At 45.3% G+C, this 16,761-nt stretch carries 17 protein-coding genes; 7 read left to right on the top strand and 10 right to left on the bottom strand.

Translation table 11 applies throughout. The annotated features are described in order from the left end of the window. Position 1 precedes the first annotated feature (1 nt). Both ACSNJE_RS14100 and ACSNJE_RS14095 read left to right on the top strand, forming a co-directional pair. A complete protein-coding gene (locus ACSNJE_RS14100; protein ID WP_495252908.1) occupies positions 2-745 on the top strand; it encodes a pseudouridine synthase in 744 nt (247 codons plus the stop codon). A 131-nt stretch (positions 746-876) separates the two neighbouring features. Continuing rightward, a complete protein-coding gene (locus ACSNJE_RS14095) occupies positions 877-3,279 on the top strand; it encodes a cyclic nucleotide-binding domain-containing protein (RefSeq protein ID WP_495252907.1) in 2,403 nt (800 codons plus the stop codon). Between the two features lie 85 nt (positions 3,280-3,364). On the opposite strand, the gene ACSNJE_RS14090 is transcribed toward ACSNJE_RS14095, so the two are convergent. Both ACSNJE_RS14090 and ACSNJE_RS14085 read right to left on the bottom strand, forming a co-directional pair. Next, a complete protein-coding gene (locus tag ACSNJE_RS14090) occupies positions 3,365-4,483 on the bottom strand; it encodes a 4Fe-4S binding protein (RefSeq protein WP_052218343.1) in 1,119 nt (372 codons plus the stop codon). Positions 4,484-4,673: 190 nt separating this feature from the next. Beyond that, the gene (locus tag ACSNJE_RS14085) at positions 4,674-5,426 is read right to left on the bottom strand and encodes an MEDS domain-containing protein (RefSeq protein ID WP_052218342.1); all 753 of its coding nucleotides are present in this window, start codon (positions 5,424-5,426) and stop codon (positions 4,674-4,676) included. Positions 5,427-5,693: 267 nt separating this feature from the next. Here ACSNJE_RS14085 and ACSNJE_RS14080 point away from each other — a divergent pair, with 267 nt between their 5' ends. From ACSNJE_RS14080 to ACSNJE_RS14060, 5 genes are all read left to right on the top strand, one after another. Continuing rightward, on the top strand, positions 5,694-6,215 hold the full coding sequence (locus ACSNJE_RS14080) for an HPP family protein (RefSeq protein WP_495252906.1): 522 nt from the start codon (positions 5,694-5,696) through the stop codon (positions 6,213-6,215). A gap of 146 nt (positions 6,216-6,361) precedes the next feature. Then, positions 6,362-7,258: a tetrahydromethanopterin S-methyltransferase subunit H family protein gene (locus ACSNJE_RS14075; protein ID WP_495252905.1), complete on the top strand. Its 897-nt coding sequence runs from the start codon at positions 6,362-6,364 to the stop codon at positions 7,256-7,258. Between the two features lie 13 nt (positions 7,259-7,271). Next, on the top strand, positions 7,272-8,423 hold the full coding sequence (locus tag ACSNJE_RS14070; RefSeq protein WP_495252904.1) for a uroporphyrinogen decarboxylase family protein: 1,152 nt from the start codon (positions 7,272-7,274) through the stop codon (positions 8,421-8,423). A gap of 141 nt (positions 8,424-8,564) precedes the next feature. Beyond that, entirely contained in the window at positions 8,565-10,400 is a 1,836-nt protein-coding gene (locus ACSNJE_RS14065; RefSeq protein ID WP_474773779.1) for an MtaA/CmuA family methyltransferase, read from the top strand. A gap of 25 nt (positions 10,401-10,425) precedes the next feature. Continuing rightward, positions 10,426-10,722, top strand: coding sequence for a zinc ribbon domain-containing protein (locus ACSNJE_RS14060; protein ID WP_495252903.1), 297 nt, complete (start codon positions 10,426-10,428; stop codon positions 10,720-10,722). A 150-nt stretch (positions 10,723-10,872) separates the two neighbouring features. Here the strand turns inward: ACSNJE_RS14060 and ACSNJE_RS14055 are convergent, their stop codons facing one another. The 8 genes from ACSNJE_RS14055 to glmU form a co-directional block, all read right to left on the bottom strand. After that, entirely contained in the window at positions 10,873-11,712 is an 840-nt protein-coding gene (locus ACSNJE_RS14055; protein ID WP_052218336.1) for a 1,4-dihydroxy-6-naphtoate synthase, read from the bottom strand. Beyond that, entirely contained in the window at positions 11,709-12,365 is a 657-nt protein-coding gene (locus tag ACSNJE_RS14050) for a futalosine hydrolase (RefSeq protein ID WP_474773781.1), read from the bottom strand. Before ACSNJE_RS14050 ends, ACSNJE_RS14055 begins: the two co-directional genes overlap by 4 nt. Further along, entirely contained in the window at positions 12,362-12,610 is a 249-nt protein-coding gene (locus ACSNJE_RS14045) for a DUF4855 domain-containing protein (protein WP_052218334.1), read from the bottom strand. Before ACSNJE_RS14045 ends, ACSNJE_RS14050 begins: the two co-directional genes overlap by 4 nt. A 111-nt stretch (positions 12,611-12,721) precedes the next feature. Then, positions 12,722-12,907, bottom strand: coding sequence for a type II toxin-antitoxin system PemK/MazF family toxin (locus ACSNJE_RS14040; protein ID WP_495252902.1), 186 nt, complete (start codon positions 12,905-12,907; stop codon positions 12,722-12,724). Positions 12,908-12,948: 41 nt separating this feature from the next. Then, positions 12,949-13,146 carry a DUF2281 domain-containing protein gene (locus ACSNJE_RS14035; protein WP_013119055.1) on the bottom strand — a complete coding sequence of 66 codons (198 nt, stop codon included), beginning with the start codon at positions 13,144-13,146 and terminating at the stop codon, positions 12,949-12,951. A 273-nt stretch (positions 13,147-13,419) separates the two neighbouring features. Next, positions 13,420-13,899, bottom strand: a complete 480-nt coding sequence (rlmH, locus tag ACSNJE_RS14030) for a 23S rRNA (pseudouridine(1915)-N(3))-methyltransferase RlmH (RefSeq protein ID WP_052218333.1) — start codon at positions 13,897-13,899, stop codon at positions 13,420-13,422. 269 nt (positions 13,900-14,168) lie between these two features. Beyond that, a complete protein-coding gene (locus tag ACSNJE_RS14025; RefSeq protein ID WP_013119053.1) occupies positions 14,169-15,116 on the bottom strand; it encodes a ribose-phosphate diphosphokinase in 948 nt (315 codons plus the stop codon). A 56-nt stretch (positions 15,117-15,172) separates the two neighbouring features. Beyond that, positions 15,173-16,537: a bifunctional UDP-N-acetylglucosamine diphosphorylase/glucosamine-1-phosphate N-acetyltransferase GlmU gene (gene glmU / locus ACSNJE_RS14020; RefSeq protein ID WP_052218364.1), complete on the bottom strand. Its 1,365-nt coding sequence runs from the start codon at positions 16,535-16,537 to the stop codon at positions 15,173-15,175. Positions 16,538-16,761 lie beyond the last annotated feature (224 nt).

The raw sequence follows: 16,761 nt of genomic DNA, 5'->3' as shown, positions 1-16,761 counted from the left end.
AATGGCGGAAAAAGAACGGCAGCGCCTGGACAAAGTGTTGGCCCATATGGGATTGGGCACACGCAAAGAAGCTAAAAAGTTGATTAAAGAGAGAAAAGTAGAGGTCAACGGGGAATTGGCCCAGGACCCGGGATTACATGTCCGGCCCGGTCAGGACCGCATTGTGGTAAATGGCAAACCCGTAGAATACCGGCAGTTTGTCTATTTAATGTTAAACAAACCGCAGGGTGTCCTGTCCGCCACTGGGGACGAGTCTGGTCAAGTGGTGGTTGACCTGCTGTCACCCAATTACCAATCCTTTCATCCATTCCCCGTAGGGCGGTTGGACAAAGATACAGAGGGCTTGCTTTTACTTACCAATGACGGTCACCTGGCCCACCGGCTCCTGTCACCGAAAAAACATGTGCCGAAAACCTATTATGCCATAGTTAGCGGAATGATTACACAAGAGGACGTGGAAATGTTTCGTCAGGGGGTAGTTTTAGACGATGGCTACCGCACTTTACCCGGCTGCCTGAAAATTCTCCGGTCCGGACCCGAATCGGAGGTTGAACTGGCTATCTACGAAGGAAAATATCACCAGGTTAAGCGTATGTTTCAGGCAGTGGGCAAAACAGTAACCTATCTGAAGCGGATTGCCATGGGCCCCCTGACGCTGGATAATACTCTAAAACCGGGGGAGTACCGCGAATTGACGGAAGAAGAAATTACCTCCCTGCGGGAACACCCCGGAGACACCGGTTAAGCTGTTATTTAGCAACTGAAGGCCGAAAATCACCCTTTGGGCCAATACCGGTTGCTGTGCCCAAATCTTGTCTGATAGTATTGAAAAATAATATTTTGTCCTAGAAAGTTCGGCACTTAACCGGAGGTAGTATGACTGCAGGCAAAGTTTACTTTTTATCAAAAGTAGAATTATTTGCACATTTAAGTCCACAGGATTTGGCAGAGCTTGCCAGGGACTTTGAATGGGCAAAATTTGACAAGTACTCGGATATCGTACTCCAGGGCGAGAAAAACTTTAAATTTTATGTCCTCGCCGAGGGCAAGGCAGAGGTGTTGATTAATAATCAGCAGGATCCATTGAAAGTTAATTCTTTCGGCCCTGGCGACATTTTCGGCGAGATATCCCTTTTTACCGGAAATCCTCCTCCCGTTACCATACGGTGCACAGAAAACTGCAAAGTCCTGGTAATGAATCGGGATAACTTTGCCCGTATGCTAACACGCTGGCCAAAACTTTATGAAAAGTTCCTGGAAAAACTTTCTCATCACCTGATGCAGGCCAATATGAGCATGTGGGAGACCCGCTACAAGGAACTTTTACGCGCCGGTCTCCTGGCAAATCAATTACAATATAAATTTTACGGCTTATGGGGAAGCAGAAAGACTACCAGAGAAGTCGAAAGTAAACTGGCTGAATTTTCCAGGAACGGTGGTAATTTGTTGGTTTTAGGCGAACGGGGAACAGGCCGACAGATGTTCGCCTGGTATTTACATAAACAACAGTTTGGTGAATCAGCTCCTTTTATCGTTATTGACGGGGTTCATTTTGACCGGTATTGGGGGGAAATACTTTACCATAAGGCAAAAGAAGGTAACCAATGCCCTAAAATCACCATAGACAGCCTGTTAGATATTGTCAAAGGCGGTACCTTGTTTATCAGAGACATAAACATGATTTCCGCCAGGAATCAGGTGCAGTTAGCCAGGGCCATCCGCCGCACGGAAACAGCCTGCCGTATTATTGGCAGCATCAATGTAGGCTCTGACCAGATACCGACAGATTTGGCCACACCGTTAACAAAATGTTTTGATCTCAGATATGAGATTACTCCTTTGCGGGAGCGAAAACGGGATATCCCCGTTATTGCCCAGGGTATTCTAAATAAACTGGCGCAACAAAACAACCGGAAAACACCCGTATTGGACCCACAGGCCAACAAGCTTCTCCTTTCCCATGACTTCCGTCAGGGGAACGTTACAGAACTGATTCAGGTCATAGAAAGAGCCTTCCTTTTGGCGGATGACGAAATTATCGGCCTTGAACACCTTTTCTTTGGCCAAACCCCCAAAAAGCTGGATGAAAGTATTGACCTTCTTACATGGGCATGGGTTAAAAAACTCATAATAAATAAAAAATTTCCGGTACAAATTCAAAAAGTTTCCTTCCTATTTTTCAGCTTTATCACCTTCTGTTTAATTTGGGGTCCCAAAACAAAGTTGACCGGAATTCTGTCCAGTATCATCTGGGGATTGTGGTGGCCGGCTTTGGCCATATTCTCGCCATTATTCGGCCGGATATGGTGTTGTATTTGCCCCTTCTCCGGCCTTTTTGAACTGGTTCAAAAATACGTTCATTTCAACCGCACTATCCCCAATTTTCTGAAAAAGTATGATTACGCGCTGGTAACTTTTTTGTTCCTACTAATAGTTTGGGTAGAAACAGTGGCCAACATTCGCTCTAGCCCCGTTTATACAGGACTGCTGTTTATTTGCATTATGGCGCTCGCCGGTATCATCGGCATCATTTTTGTCCGGCACACATGGTGCCGTCACCTGTGCCCGCTCGGCGGATTTGTCGGTATGGCATCAATAGGCGCTATGCTTGAAGTCAGAGCCGATCCAAATATATGTTTAAGCAAATGTTCCACTTATGAATGTTACCGTGGTAAAGATAACTCACCAGGCTGTCCGGTACTTCGGTATGCGCCTTTTATCGATAATAACCTGGACTGTAAACTGTGCTTACGCTGCATCCACAACTGCCCCAACGGTTCAGCCAAACTCAATTTGCGTTTTCCCGGCAAGGAAGTATGGCACCTGACCAGGATTAATCAGGGTTATGTAATTTTCATCGGAACAGCCCTGGCCATCCTGGTACCTATGCTTTATTTTCAACAGTTACAAAAGTTTTTGCCTTTTTCAACGTGGCAGGTAGCGTTTACTTTATCATACTGGCTGACTGCACTGATATCAGCCGTTGCAATCCGGTTGATAGCCCGTCCATTCCGCAATAAAACGGCTTCCCGCCGCATCAAACTGGTTTTTGCACTGGTTCCTATGGTATTGGCCGGCCATATTATTTATCAACTTTCCTACCTCCCAGGTATCACGGCCGTCAATCTTGGTGTAATCCTGGAGCCGCCCGGGAGCTATGGCCACATGTTTACAGTTCCGGCTTTGACCCTGCTTCGGTTTATTTCCGCCGCTATCGGAATAACTTTAACCGGATTTACAATTACCATGGTATTGGTACGCACCAGCAAGGAGACTTGAGATGTTCCATGGCTAACAGTGTACAGTTAAGCGGGGCCACAGAAGTTCCCTTCATGGGGCTACCGGCCCATTGCAATACTTTGCATCATTTGCTGTTCAGTAACTCCCTTGCTGTTTCCGGGGAAAAACCTTCAACATACTGAGATACATCCTTCAACCGGGTTTCGGGTGGAACATTTTCCGGAATCCCCAGCTTCTTGTATAAAACATCTTGACTCAGGCCCGTCCCTTTGGCCACATCAGCAAGGGTCATAGACCCCCGGATTTCCTCCACGTTGACAATTGACCCTTCTGCTACAGGAGCAGGTAAAGTCTTGTAGAAGCCAGTTGCCTGTGCGACCAGGATACCTCCGAAGAAAATTCCCATTACCAGACCAATGACTGCAAGGGCGGGTATTTCCTTTTTGCCCTGCTTTATAGCGATGGCGCCATTTTGGGGGCACACATTGACGCATTCCTGGCAGTTGATGCATTCAGCGGTGGTAACAGTGGTTTCCTTTTCCACATCAATATTCACGGGACAGCTCTTGCTGCACAATCGGCAGTGAATACATTTGGCTTCGTTCCTTTCCACTTTATTGGGGCTTAATTTCCCCAATATTCCGTAGAAGGCTCCGGCAGGACAAAGGTATTTGCAGAAGAATCTATCATAAACAAAGGAACCTATCACAGTTACAACCAGCAATATAAGACCGATAAAATATTCTTCAGCTAACTCGGTAAAACCTGCCGAAAGGTGCGCGTATGCGGCATAGGGGTCATAGGGTGACATCCAAAGCGTACCGGTAATCCATGCGCCCAGGAGCGTAATGAGCAGGACAAGGTATTTCAGATACCGCAGTGGTATATCAATTCTGTCGGGCATAGTGTATCTTTTCCCCAGTACTTTCTGCCCCAACTTAGCAAAAAACTCCTGTAAGGCGCCAAAAGGGCAGAGCAAACCGCAGAAGCTCCTGCGGAAAAGAAGAGTGATGATTAAGCTCAATACCAGCAGCACCATGGTGCCCGAAAATATTTTCTTGACAAAACTGCCTGAAAACATAAGGCTGTAGAGGGTTTCAAGACCGCCATAAGAACACAGGGCATGGATGGAAGCAGCCTTTTCCGGTCCACTCTGCTGGTGGAGGAAAGCAGCAACCGTAATATATACCAGTATGGCTGCCAGCAGTCCCCAGCGCAGATACCGCAATCCTTTGTTTGTCATATTGACGTAACCTCCTTGTAATGTTTTCGTAAGCTAATTATATATTTCATATATGGCAGAATTGTGACAAAAACCGGAAGTAATTGAGAACACTACAAGGAGATTTTGCTTAAAGAATACCTCTAAAAATAAGGGCAGAAACATTATATTGATGTTTCTGCCTTTATTTATGGAAAGACATTAAAGTTTTTTAAGCGGGTTCATTTTTTAAATAAGTTGCGAGTCCGTCATTGTAAAAAATAACACTTCTATGATGGTTCATCAAATTAATCAATTGGCTAAAACAATCGTCTTTTATAGTTTCAAAAATATAAGGACAGATTCCTACAACCGGAAGTTTTCTAATGACATCCTCCAATGAACTTTCAAAGTCAACCAAGTTTGGAAAGTGTCCCCCGCATGACAACAGGTGAGGAGAACCTGAACCCCACATGGTTTTGTAGCCCAATTCAAGAGTTTTTCTTGCCTCATCTGACCATATTTGAATCGGTCCGTTTTTTCCCGAACGATTGTACTGGTGGGTTAAGTCGACAATAGTAAGAGAATTTTTTCCTTCAAGCTCTTCAATAGGCAATCCTCTTAAGGATAGTTCCTGTCTAACGTCATCAGGATGCTGCCACCAGCATCCCTTAAACAATCTAGATCCTCTCGACAACCCCTTTTTAAAAAACTCTGCCTCAAGATTATACAGATTATTTGTGTTGCGGGTAACTGCCATCACATGATCGTGTTGAGGATGAATGTTATCCAGCAAACTCTGGTCTTTGATAATGACGGTATTGGTCTCGCTAAGCTTGAGTTCCAGGGTCTCTCGTCTTATGCGCCATTCTTTCCCGATTTTAACACCGGGCAGTTTTCCGGCTCGCAACCATCTATAGATTGTATTGGGGGTTGTTCTTAAAATGTCTGCTACTTCGTCTACTGTTAGCAGTTCCTCATTCATGTTAACCGCCTTCTCCTACTTTTTTATATTTTCATTAAAATGATATCACAGCGTATTGAACATATCAAGTAAAGTATAGGCTTTTAAAACGTTTATTATACAATGTTATACAATAAAAATTAATATTATACAATAAAATATATTGACATACAATATAGTGCGTTTTATAATGAGGCCAGATACAAATTTGTTTTCAAAAATATGACTACATTGTACAGGAGCTCTCTGGCACCGCCAATTTCTATCTGATTTAAGGAGTTGTTCCTTTTGATAAATCAGATTATTAAACGGGTCTGTGACATTATCAGAAGGGCAAAACCAGGTTATTTAATGGTCGCCACGTTAGGAACGTTTCTCGGGATTTCTCCAATAGCTTATTTGGGCTATCAATATGAAGCAGCACTTCTTTTCCCGTCTCTAGCCAGTTCTGCCATAGTATTATTTGCGTCTCCGGTTTCGATGACAAAAGTTAAATGTATTGTGGGTGGGCAACTGTTATCTGCTTTAGCTGGTGTCACCGTATACCAGCTTCTGGGATCGAATTGGTGGAGTGTCTCTATTAGCGTTGCCTTGGCAATGGTTTTAATGAATATTACTAACACATTACATCCTCCTGGTGGTGCAACGGCTTTTGTGGCAGTTATTTCCAAACAAAACTATGCATTTGTTCTTAAACCTGTCTTTCTTGGATTAGGAATCCTAATTTTGTCGGCTTTGGTTGTACAGTATTTCGCGTTGGTAAAAGATACTAAGCAATCTGATAAAATCAAGTCTTCCAATCATCCTTAAACTTTAGGTTCTGCCAATAGGAGGAAGTTTTCGGTAGAAAAACTTGGTTGCTTGATTGCTGATATCAAGAGAAATGGTTTCTGCGCAGACTTTCTCCATGATTTTTTACTTAAAAAAATGTTATCTAAAAGAAGGAGGAATTGAAGTTGGCAAATTTTCACGTACTGAAGATAGGTGACACTATAATAGGTGGGCCAATGGGATCGAATACCGGCTTAGCGGTAGGGAGCATTTTTTATGACAAACATTCTCTTGTTTCTGACCCATTTGCCGGCGAATTTGACGAAAATCGCGCGACAGAATTGGTGGACCGTGTAAATAAACTCAGTAAAAGATACGGTGTGCAAATGGCATTTGACATCATTGCCGCTTCACCCGAAGCCATGGAACGCTTTTTAGAATTTGTTAGTGTGCGTACAACCCTTCCTTTATTTATAAATGCTTCTGAGGCCGAGGCCCGTATGGCTGGCCTTGAGGCTGCCGCTAAACTGGGAATTCTAAATCGGGTAATTTATGCTTCGCTGAATGAGGATACAGAAGACGAAGAGTTGGAATTACTCTGCCGGCAACGCCCCGCCGCTGTCATGATACTTGCCAGTGATGTAAGCAACCCAACACCCGAGGGAAGTTGTGAGATGATCGAGAACTATTATCAGCCGATGTTAAAGGAGATTGGAGTAGAAGCCCCTATTGTGGACTTAGGCACGATGGATCCACCCTCAATTGGTCTGAATATTCGGCAAATTCAGGCTGTTCGTGAACGTTTTGGCTATCCTGCCGGTTGTGCCTTCTCTAACTGTTTTCCACAATGGACCAGTGTCAGTCAACTAGGCCAGGAATGGGTAAATCTATCTTTGGCAACAGCACTTGTTGCTTGTCGTGCAGCAGGTGCAGATTACTTGCACTATGGCATCATTGAAAAAGCAGCAGTGGCAGCCCATGTTTCTGCGACTGCCGAAGTGTTTTATGGCTTTGCGGCTCAGGAATTGGATGGTCATAAACTGCCTGAAGGACACGCTTTGTGGAATATGTTCAAACTGTAGGTGAAATAAAACGATGAATCTTCGGTCAAGATTAGCATCCATTATTTCCGGAAAACAATCAGGCTTGCCACTGATTGATATTGGAACTACGTCTCTCACTGGTATCCGGAACAATGTACTTCCCCATAAGGCAAAAGACAAAGCAGCTCATCCTGTATACGGAACAGTACCTTTGGAGCCGCTGGATTGTATCCGGCTAGGATCTGATTTTGTCCGTAGTGGTTTGTTATTTGACTTCCCCGCAATAACAGATGATAGCTTTATTGATGCCTATGGCGTTAAATGGATACAGGATGGAAGTGCTTTTTTTCCTGTCAGCCACCCTCTAGAAACAGCGGCGCTCAGCGATATTGTGCGTTATCCCAAAATCCAATGGCATCAGAAGATACAACCCATTGAATCTAATATTGCAAATAACTACCTTATAATCGCAGATGCGCCTTGCCCCGGTCTCCTAAATCTATGCTTCATGCTGCGCAGTACCTGGCAGTTTATGGAAGATATTGCAGATAATTGGCAAATTGCTACAGCGCTACTCGAATGGTCCGCAGAAACTATAGTAGATGCCTATAAATATATGTTGAGCTCACTTCCTTATGAACCAGATATAATCATTTATGCCGATGATTTGGGCCACCAGGATGGCATGTTTTTTTCTCCGATGGATTTTCGCAAATATATTCGACCCTTTATGCATTCATTGCTGACCAGACTCAGACAGTTAACCTCTGCCGCAATTTGCTTTCACAGTTGTGGAGCCATTCGACCAATTCTGAAGGATGTAGTTGAGCTCGGTATCAAGATATTTAATCTGGATACTAAAGCTAAGGGGATGAGTGTTCAGGAAATAAGGCAAGAGCTTCCACCTCATGTTGTACTGCATGGGTCAAACGACCTTTGTGCTTTGGGTAGGTCCGTAGCGAATCGGGATAGGGCCGGAATCGCCCGATTAATCACTGAATTGGCCAAAAGTTCACCGGTTATTGCCGCGCCCTTGGATAACTTGTTATCTACAGAAGAAGTACTTGCAACTATATATGGAGCTGCATTTATCCGAAATTTGTCCGACGATGATTTTGAAAAAATCCGTAACATTGGGCCGGTACGGAGCATCATCGAAGAGGCAATAGAAAAAACCTTATCAAAAGAACTACCTGCCGTATAACATAGGGTGACTTTTTTACCGTCAATGTACAACAAAAGTATTTATTATTCTGGCAATAAGGTGGTGAGAAACGGGATAACGAATTCATTGGAAAAGGACCATATCTACGCTTAAACTAACAAATTAAGGGAGTGAATCAATATGTCCAAGATGACCAGCCGAGAACGAGTTTTTGCGGCAGTTACTATGCAAGAGCTGCCGGACCAGTTACCCGTAAACCCGTTGTTGATGACACGGGGCATTCGCGAGGGGGGCGTTAGAGTTGATCAGGTCCTGCTCGATGGTGAGGCCATGGCCAAAGCCAAAATCAAAGCCCATCAAAAATTCGGCGGAGACGTGGTGGTTGCCGGGACCGACTTGTTTACCCCGGTAGAGAATCTGGGTGCTGTATTAGAATACCTGCCTTATGCACAACCCTCACTAGTTGAACATCCCGCACCTACAAAAGAAGCTTTTTACCGTCTAAAAGATAACTACCTAAAGAATGGCTTTAATCCGGAAAAAGGCCGCTTGAGAGCAATTCAAGAAGAAATAAGAACCTTAATCAGGGAAGGCTGGAAAGATACCCACGCGCTGGCTACCCCCGTTGGCGGTCCGATTACTACCGCCCAGTTAGTTACCGGTACCGACAATTTTTTCACTTATTTGGCTGAAGATCCGGATTTCGCTAAAGAGGTTATAGAATTATCCCTTGACGTGGTTAAAAATGTCTGCCGAATGATGTTTGAAGCTGGTGTTGATGTCTGCAATATTCTTGACCCATTCTGCTCCAGTGACATTTTACCGCCGGAAATGTATAGAGAGTTTGGCTTGCCCTACCAGCAGAGGTTATTCGCTTATATTAAGGAAATTGGCGGTATCGGGTTCACTCATACATGTACCTTTACCCAACCCATCTGGTCCGACATTGCCAATAGCGGCACCTTTAACTTTAACGGCGATATGTACCCTGGAGCAGACCATGCCAAGCGAGCTATCGGAGACAAAATTTCACTGATGGGGACGGTCAGCCCCTACTCAACATTAGTCCATGGCACCCCCGAGGATGTTGCCAGGGAAGTCAAGAAATTGGCTGTTGAAGTTGGGTATAACGGCGGATTTGTCTGCATGCCCGGTTGTGACATTGACTGGACTGTTCCGGAGGAAAACATGCGCGCGTTGATTGATACCTGTGCATCGATCAAGTACCCGATAGACATCGAAGCCCTTGGTGACCTGAGCAACGTTTATTTGGCGGGCCACCCCAAACACCCGGGTATGCGCAAAATATCAACGGATAACGATCAAATGGTCAGAATGGGCATTCAAAAGAAGGCAAATAAAACTCCGGAAGAAGAGGTTTATTCAAATCTGGCGGATGCGATTTTGGAATACGACGGTGATAAAGTCGTTGAGTGGACCAAAAAAGGTCTGGAACTCGGGTTAACCCCGCAGCAGATTATATTTGACGGTTTATCCCTTGGTATGAAAATGGTCGGCGACTTGTATGAGCGTAACGAACGTTTCATCACCGATATGATTAAATCTGCCAAGACTATGGAAAAGGCTATGGCTATTCTTGTTCCGCTGCTGGAAGCATCAGGAGCAGGAGACGGGAATAAAGAAACGGTGGTAGTGGGTCTGATTCGTGGGAACACTCAGGACATCGGAAAAAATCTTGTTGTCCTAATGCTCAAAGCCAACGGCTTTAATGTTATTGATCTTGGCAAGAATGTTAAACCTGAACAATTTGTTGAAGCAGCAGAAGCTAATAATGCGGTGGCAATTGGTATATCCGTCATGACCAACTCATCGGTTATTTACGCAGAAAAAACAGTAGAATTGCTTAAAGCAAAAGGCTTGGCCGACAAGTATTTGGTCATGACCGGTGGCGCAGCAATGAATGAACAGATTGCTTCCCAAATCGGCGCAAAATATGGTTCTGATGCTAACGCTGCAGTTTCCTTGGTTAAAGAACATATTAAGGCAACAGCCTAAATATTTCTTTTCAAGGAGGTTAATTATGCCTATATATGACTTTCTTTGCAGTGAATGTGGGACAAAAAGACCGGTGATGGTTGATTATGAAGCCAAAAAAGGGTTGGAACTGATATGTGTCCAATGTGGAGGAGTCATGAGAGCTATGCCGGTAGCCATGTTTAACCTCATCAGGTCAACAAAAGATAAGCTGCCTATTGAAAGAAAAGTTAAAGCTTGTGGACATACTCATCATTGTCAGTGTGCCGCCATTAAACAAAGTAAACCTAATCCATTTCAAAAGCAAATTGATGAAGCTTTAGGGAATGCCGAGAACCAGTAAACAACAGGTAGATGCTAATGTAAGTAATCAAACCCAGTAAATATAGTACAATAAAGCCTCCGCTCTCGAGTGGAGGCTTATATTAAATACCGTAGATGTCCCTCATGTGGTCTTCGATATCACGGACGGGCATACCCTTGGCATACATGGCTATGATAAGGCCGCCAAGTCCACCCTGGGCACCAGCCCTGCCTGTGCGGCCCGGCTGAGTAAGGTAGTTACCGCTTGATACCCTGTCTCGCCTAAATTTTCACTGAACTCGTTTACGTAAAGATTAATATGTGCCTGGGCAACTTCAGGCGACAGCTCCTGAGCATGGCACATTACATACTCCCGTGAAGCCTCCGGGTGTGCCCACGCGTATCTGAGCGAGGCCCGAATCCAGTCAGCGACAGCCGTTAAATCCAGGTTCCGACGGGCGACGATCGCTCCCAAAGGAATCGGCAGATTGGTATCAGCTTCCCACCAACTGCCCAGATCAGCCAAAAGGTCCAGCCCGTAAGAAGGGTAAGTGAAGCGTGCCTCGTGAATCACCAGCCCGGCATCAACGGCGCCGTCACGCACCGCCGGCATGATCTCATGAAAAGGCATAACCACTATCTCGCCTACCCCCCCTGGTACTTTTTGAGCTGCCCACAGGCGGAACAACAGGTAGGCCGTTGATCTTTCACTGGGAACCGCAATCCGTTTACCGGCCAAAACCGCCGGATCCTCGGTATTACCTGCTTTTAGCGACGTTAATACCAGCGGCCCACAACCTCTGCCCAGTGCACCTCCACATGGGAGCAGCGCGTAATCAGATAATACCCATGGGAGAGCTGCATAAGAAATCTTAATCACCTCCGGCCCGTTACCACCGGCCGCCAAACTGTTGGTGATGTCAATATCGGCATAAGTAACCTCCAGCTTCGGAGCACCCGGAATCAGTCCATGTACCCAGGCATGGAATATAAAAGTATCGTTAGGACAAGGAGAAAAAGCAATTCTCATAGTAAAACCTCCAATAATACTGAACTTGCCGCTTCGAGAGCGGCCAATGCCTCATCTATACGCCATGTGCTCCGTTCCCTTAAGCCAACCAGGTTTGAGACAGAGCGGATTTCCAGCACCGGCACACCAAGCGCCTGTCCCGCTACAGCCACACCATACCCCTCCATTGCCTCAGCAGCGGCCCCCGGTACCCGTGCCGCCATTTCTACCGCACTCTCAGCCGTACCCGTCACTGTAGATACAGTCAATATAGGGGCAGCGCTGACCGGCAGATTGGCCGCAAGTAACGCTTCAGTCAACCGGTTCACCAGGCAGAGATCCGCCTGAACACGGGTACATCCGAAGCCCAATTCATCCAAACTCATGAAACCTTTCGGGGTTTCCGCCCCTAAATCCGCGGCAACAATTTCATTTGCCACCACAAGGGAACCAATCTCAGCCCTGCCAGGGAACCCTCCACCAATACCGGCGCTCACTACCAGGTCGTATTCAGCAGTTGCCAAGATCCTTGCCGTATTGGCTGCCGCCGCTGCCGGGCCAACACCCGCCAAGCAGACATCAAACCTTTGATCGCCCTTCAGCCCACGCAATACCGCATCCCGTTCTGCCTGAACAGCGGTCATTACCAGGATACGTTTTTTAGGCAAATTCATAGTATTCGCTCCTTTGGAGTATTCGCTTCTTTTTTACAGATACATCTCGTAAAAAGAGCATCAGTTATAATTACCGTTGATCCATTTATACAGGTCGTCGTAAACAGTTCGATTTCAATTCCCGTCCCATACTTTTGGGCCAAAGCCGCTGCCCGCTCCATGCGGTCTTCCAAAGGCGCCTGAGTAGCATAATAGTTAGGCTGCAGAAACACATGGGTAAAGCCATATGATTTCCTGCCGTTCATCCAGCCTTTATATGAAACATAAGCTTATGCTTTTCCCTGACAGCATCTATAATATACTTCTTCACAGCACCAGAGTTGCTAATTACAATACTTTGGGATAAGGTATAAATCTTATCCACCCTTATGCAGGAATCCCACCTTTAAGGTTCCCTCGTCAAGGTCGTTACTGGTCAGCATTACAATATAATCCTTTGCTGTCAGGTTCGAAGTAATGGCCGCAACCACTATATCTTCCGTCTTGCTATTATAATTATTATTGGATAAAACCAGAACAGGGCGTTTTTTATTGGAAGTCAAATCACTGAAAGGTATTGGAATTAATTAAGATATCACCCTGTTTATACATTATTCCATACCTCATCATCAATATCATTGTTCCAAAAATCTATGCTGCTCTCACTGGCAGATATTAAATCTTTGAATATTTGATTATCCTGCTTGTTTTTCAAAAACATGATAAAATCAATTACTTCTGGTATTTGACTTTCTGGAATTTCATCAATTAATTTAATTAAAATACTTTTACCTGCATTCATTAATCTCACCTCAGTATTATTATATCACAAAACTTTCTCACCCAACCCCTTAAAAACCTCGATCTGTTCTTTCAACAAAGTTCTGGGGACAAGCAAAAGGGCAGCAAAGATGTTTTAGCTGCCCGTTCCTCCTGTTTGCCTCCAAGGTCATCTTGCTTGATCAAGTGGCTATAACCGTTTTCCAACTTGTCTCGGTTAAACAGGAGGTGGTAAAGCTCACAGGCTGCAGCAAAAATTTGCTTTTCCAGGAGGAGGCTGGTATTTATATAAATATCATTTATGATACTTCTCCCCCCTGTTAATCTTAAACGCCCTGTACAACTGCTCCACCATAATCAGCCGCATAAGCTGATGGGGGAAGGTCATTTTTCCGAAAGACAATTGCAAATCCGCCCGCTCCAATACCTTCTTGGGCAGGCCCAGAGAACCGCCGATAACGAAGCAAAGCTCACTCTTTCCCTGCAGGGCCCAGTTCCGCAACTGGTCCGCCAGGCCCTCCGATGAAAGCATCTTTCCGTCAATAGCAAGGGCCACTACGGTTGCACCCTGTTTAATGTGCCTTAATATCTTCTCCCCTTCCCGTTCCCGAACCAGTTCCTGCTCCGCTGCCGAAGCGTTCTCCGGTTCCCGTTCATCGGGAACTTCCGTTACTTCTACTTTGGCATAGGGCTTAAGCCTTTTCAAGTATTCATTTATCCCGGCTATGAGGTATTTTTCTTTAATTTTGCCGACAGCAATAATGTTGATATGCATAATCCACCACCACCGGTTACTGACCCATCTTCCGCTTACCTTCATTATACCACTCAAAAGGGGAAGCTCCCAATTTTTGTTGGCAATCCGGCGTTTAGAACAAAATACCCACTCCTACGCCCAATACGGGCGTAGTCGGGGTGCAAAGGTAGGTTTGCGTAGCAAACCTCTCATCATATAAAGAGGGTGCTGCCAAACCTTTGGCAAACACCCTTCAGTAATTCTTTTATCTATACCGGCCGGCGATCACTCACCCTCGGTCACAGAAATCAATCAAACAACTTACTTACTGACAAATCCTCGTGAATGCGTATAATGGCTTCTCCCAACAGCGGAGCAACAGAAAGCGCCTTGATCTTGTCAATCTTTTTGCTTTCAGGCAACGGGATGGTATTAGTAATAACCACTTCTTTAATCGGCGAATTCTGCAGCCGCTCAATGGCCGGCCCGGACAGTACAGGATGGGTGCAGCAGCAATAAATCTCTTTGGCGCCCCTGTCTAAAAGCGCCTGCGCTCCCTGGGTAATGGTTCCGGCCGTATCAATGATATCATCAATCATGATGACAGTTTTTCCCTTTACATCACCGATAATATTCATAATTTCCGCAACGTTGGGTTCCGGCCTTCTCTTGTCAATTATGGCAATTGCTGCGCCAATCCTTTCTGCCAGGTCCCTGGCCCGGGTCACGCCACCTAAATCTGGCGATACTACCAGCACATCACTGAAGTTTTTGTTGTTGAAGTATTCCGCCAATATCGGAACCCCGGGCAGGTGGTCTACCGGAATATCAAAAAATCCCTGGATTTGCCCGGCATGCAGGTCCATGGTAATAACGCGCATGGCCCCGCTGGCCGTTATCAGGTTGGCCATAAGCTTGGCTGTTATGGGGTCTCTGGCCCGGGCTTTCCGGTCCTGCCGGGCATAGCCATAATAGGGCATAACCGCCGTAATCCGGCGAGCTGAGGCCCTCTTTAGAGCATCTATCATGATCAACAGTTCCATTATATTTTCATTTACCGGGTCACAGGTGGGTTGTACAACAAAGACATCAGCGCCCCGGACACTTTCGTTAATTTTCACCTGAATTTCCCCGTCACTAAACCTCGATACCTTCGACTCTCCGATAGAAACGCCCAAATACTCTGCAATCTCCTCGGCCAGACTGTGATTAGCATTACCTGAAAAGATTTTTAGCTTCCGGTTGAAAATTGGCATCAATGACTTCCTCCCAACGTTGTAAATAAACTTAACCTTTCCCATTATACTATTGTTTAATCCTTTTTTCTAGAGGCCCAATTGGGATAATTAACTTGTTTAGCCCTTTCCACACTCAGCGCTTCACTGGGCACATCCTTAGTAATGGTAGAACCGGCTGCCGTAAAGGCATGCTTACCTACCCGGACAGGCGCCACCAGGTTGGTATTACTGCCGATAAAAGCTCCGTCTTCAATAATGGTACGTGATTTTTTATACCCGTCATAATTGCATGTAATGGTTCCCGCTCCAATGTTAACCTTTTCACCCACATCGGCATCTCCGACATAACTCAGATGAGGCACCTTACTTCCGGCGCCGATGTTAGAATTCTTGATCTCAACAAAATCTCCTATCTTAACATTTTCCCTCAGGACAGTACCCGGTCTAAGGTAAGCAAAGGGACCAATAGAAGTATGAGCACCGACCTTGGCATTTAATATAACAGAGTATTGAACATTAACATTATCGGCAAGAACAGAGTTAACAATTCTGGTATTAGGACCGATAATGCAGCCGGCGCCAATTTGCGTATCTCCTTCCAATATAGAACCCGGATATATCACCGTATCAGTCCCAATCACCACACCGCTGTCTATATAAGTAGCTTCAGGGTCTATTATTGTAACCCCCGCAAGCATATGCCTTTCAGCAACCCTCTGCCTAAGAACTTTTTCCGCCTGCGCCAGTTGGCTTCTGTTGTTTATGCCCAATATTTCTTCACTATCCTCGGCTGTAACAGCTCCAACTTTCCAATTTTTTCTCTTCATTATCTCCAACACATCGGTGAGATAGTATTCTCCCTGAGCATTAACAGGGTTAATTTCTCTTAAGGCCTGATACAATTCCCTGGCCTTAAAGCAATAAAATCCCGTATTTATCTCTTTAACCCGCAGTTCCTCCGGAGATGCATCCTTTTGCTCAACAATCTTTTCCACGTCTCCGGACTTACCCCTGATAATACGGCCATAACCACTGGGGTCTTCAAGAATGGCTGTCAAAACTGTCGCCGTGTTCCCGGCGGTTTTATGGCCGGTGACCAACCTCTTTAAAGTACCTGAAGTAATCAGGGGAGTATCACCGCATAGAACCAGAACATCGCCAGACCATGACCCCAGCACCTCTTCCGTTTGCATGACAGCATGTCCGGTTCCCAATTGTTCTGCCTGTAAAGCAAATTCCACCTGTCCACCTAAAAGCTTTTTCACCTGCTCTGCCCCATGGCCTATTATGACAACTGTCTTTTCTATACCGGCCTTGGAAACAGCGTGAAGTACATGGCAGATCATCGGCTCCCCGGCTGCCTTGTGCAGAACCTTGGGCAAGTCAGACTTCATCCTTGTACCTTTACCTGCCGCAAGAATAATGGCTGCTACATCCAACATAGGCGTCCTCCCTAAAATATCTGGTCATTATTTTATTGATTACAAAAATATTCCCAAATATTCTTTTATTCAACATTTTAACGCCATTTCCTGCGGTAATTTTAAGGAAATTACCCGGACAATTTTGCGCTAATGTATATATACGAACAAATTCGCCTATCGGCGATTCTTTCTTGAACTATACAAACGATTCACTATTATAGGGTTGGCTAATGCCAACT

The organism is Thermincola sp. GK-1 (genome assembly GCF_059412445.1).
Note: the sequence above shows the minus strand (reverse complement) of the source record. Positions and strands in the feature narration are given on the sequence as shown.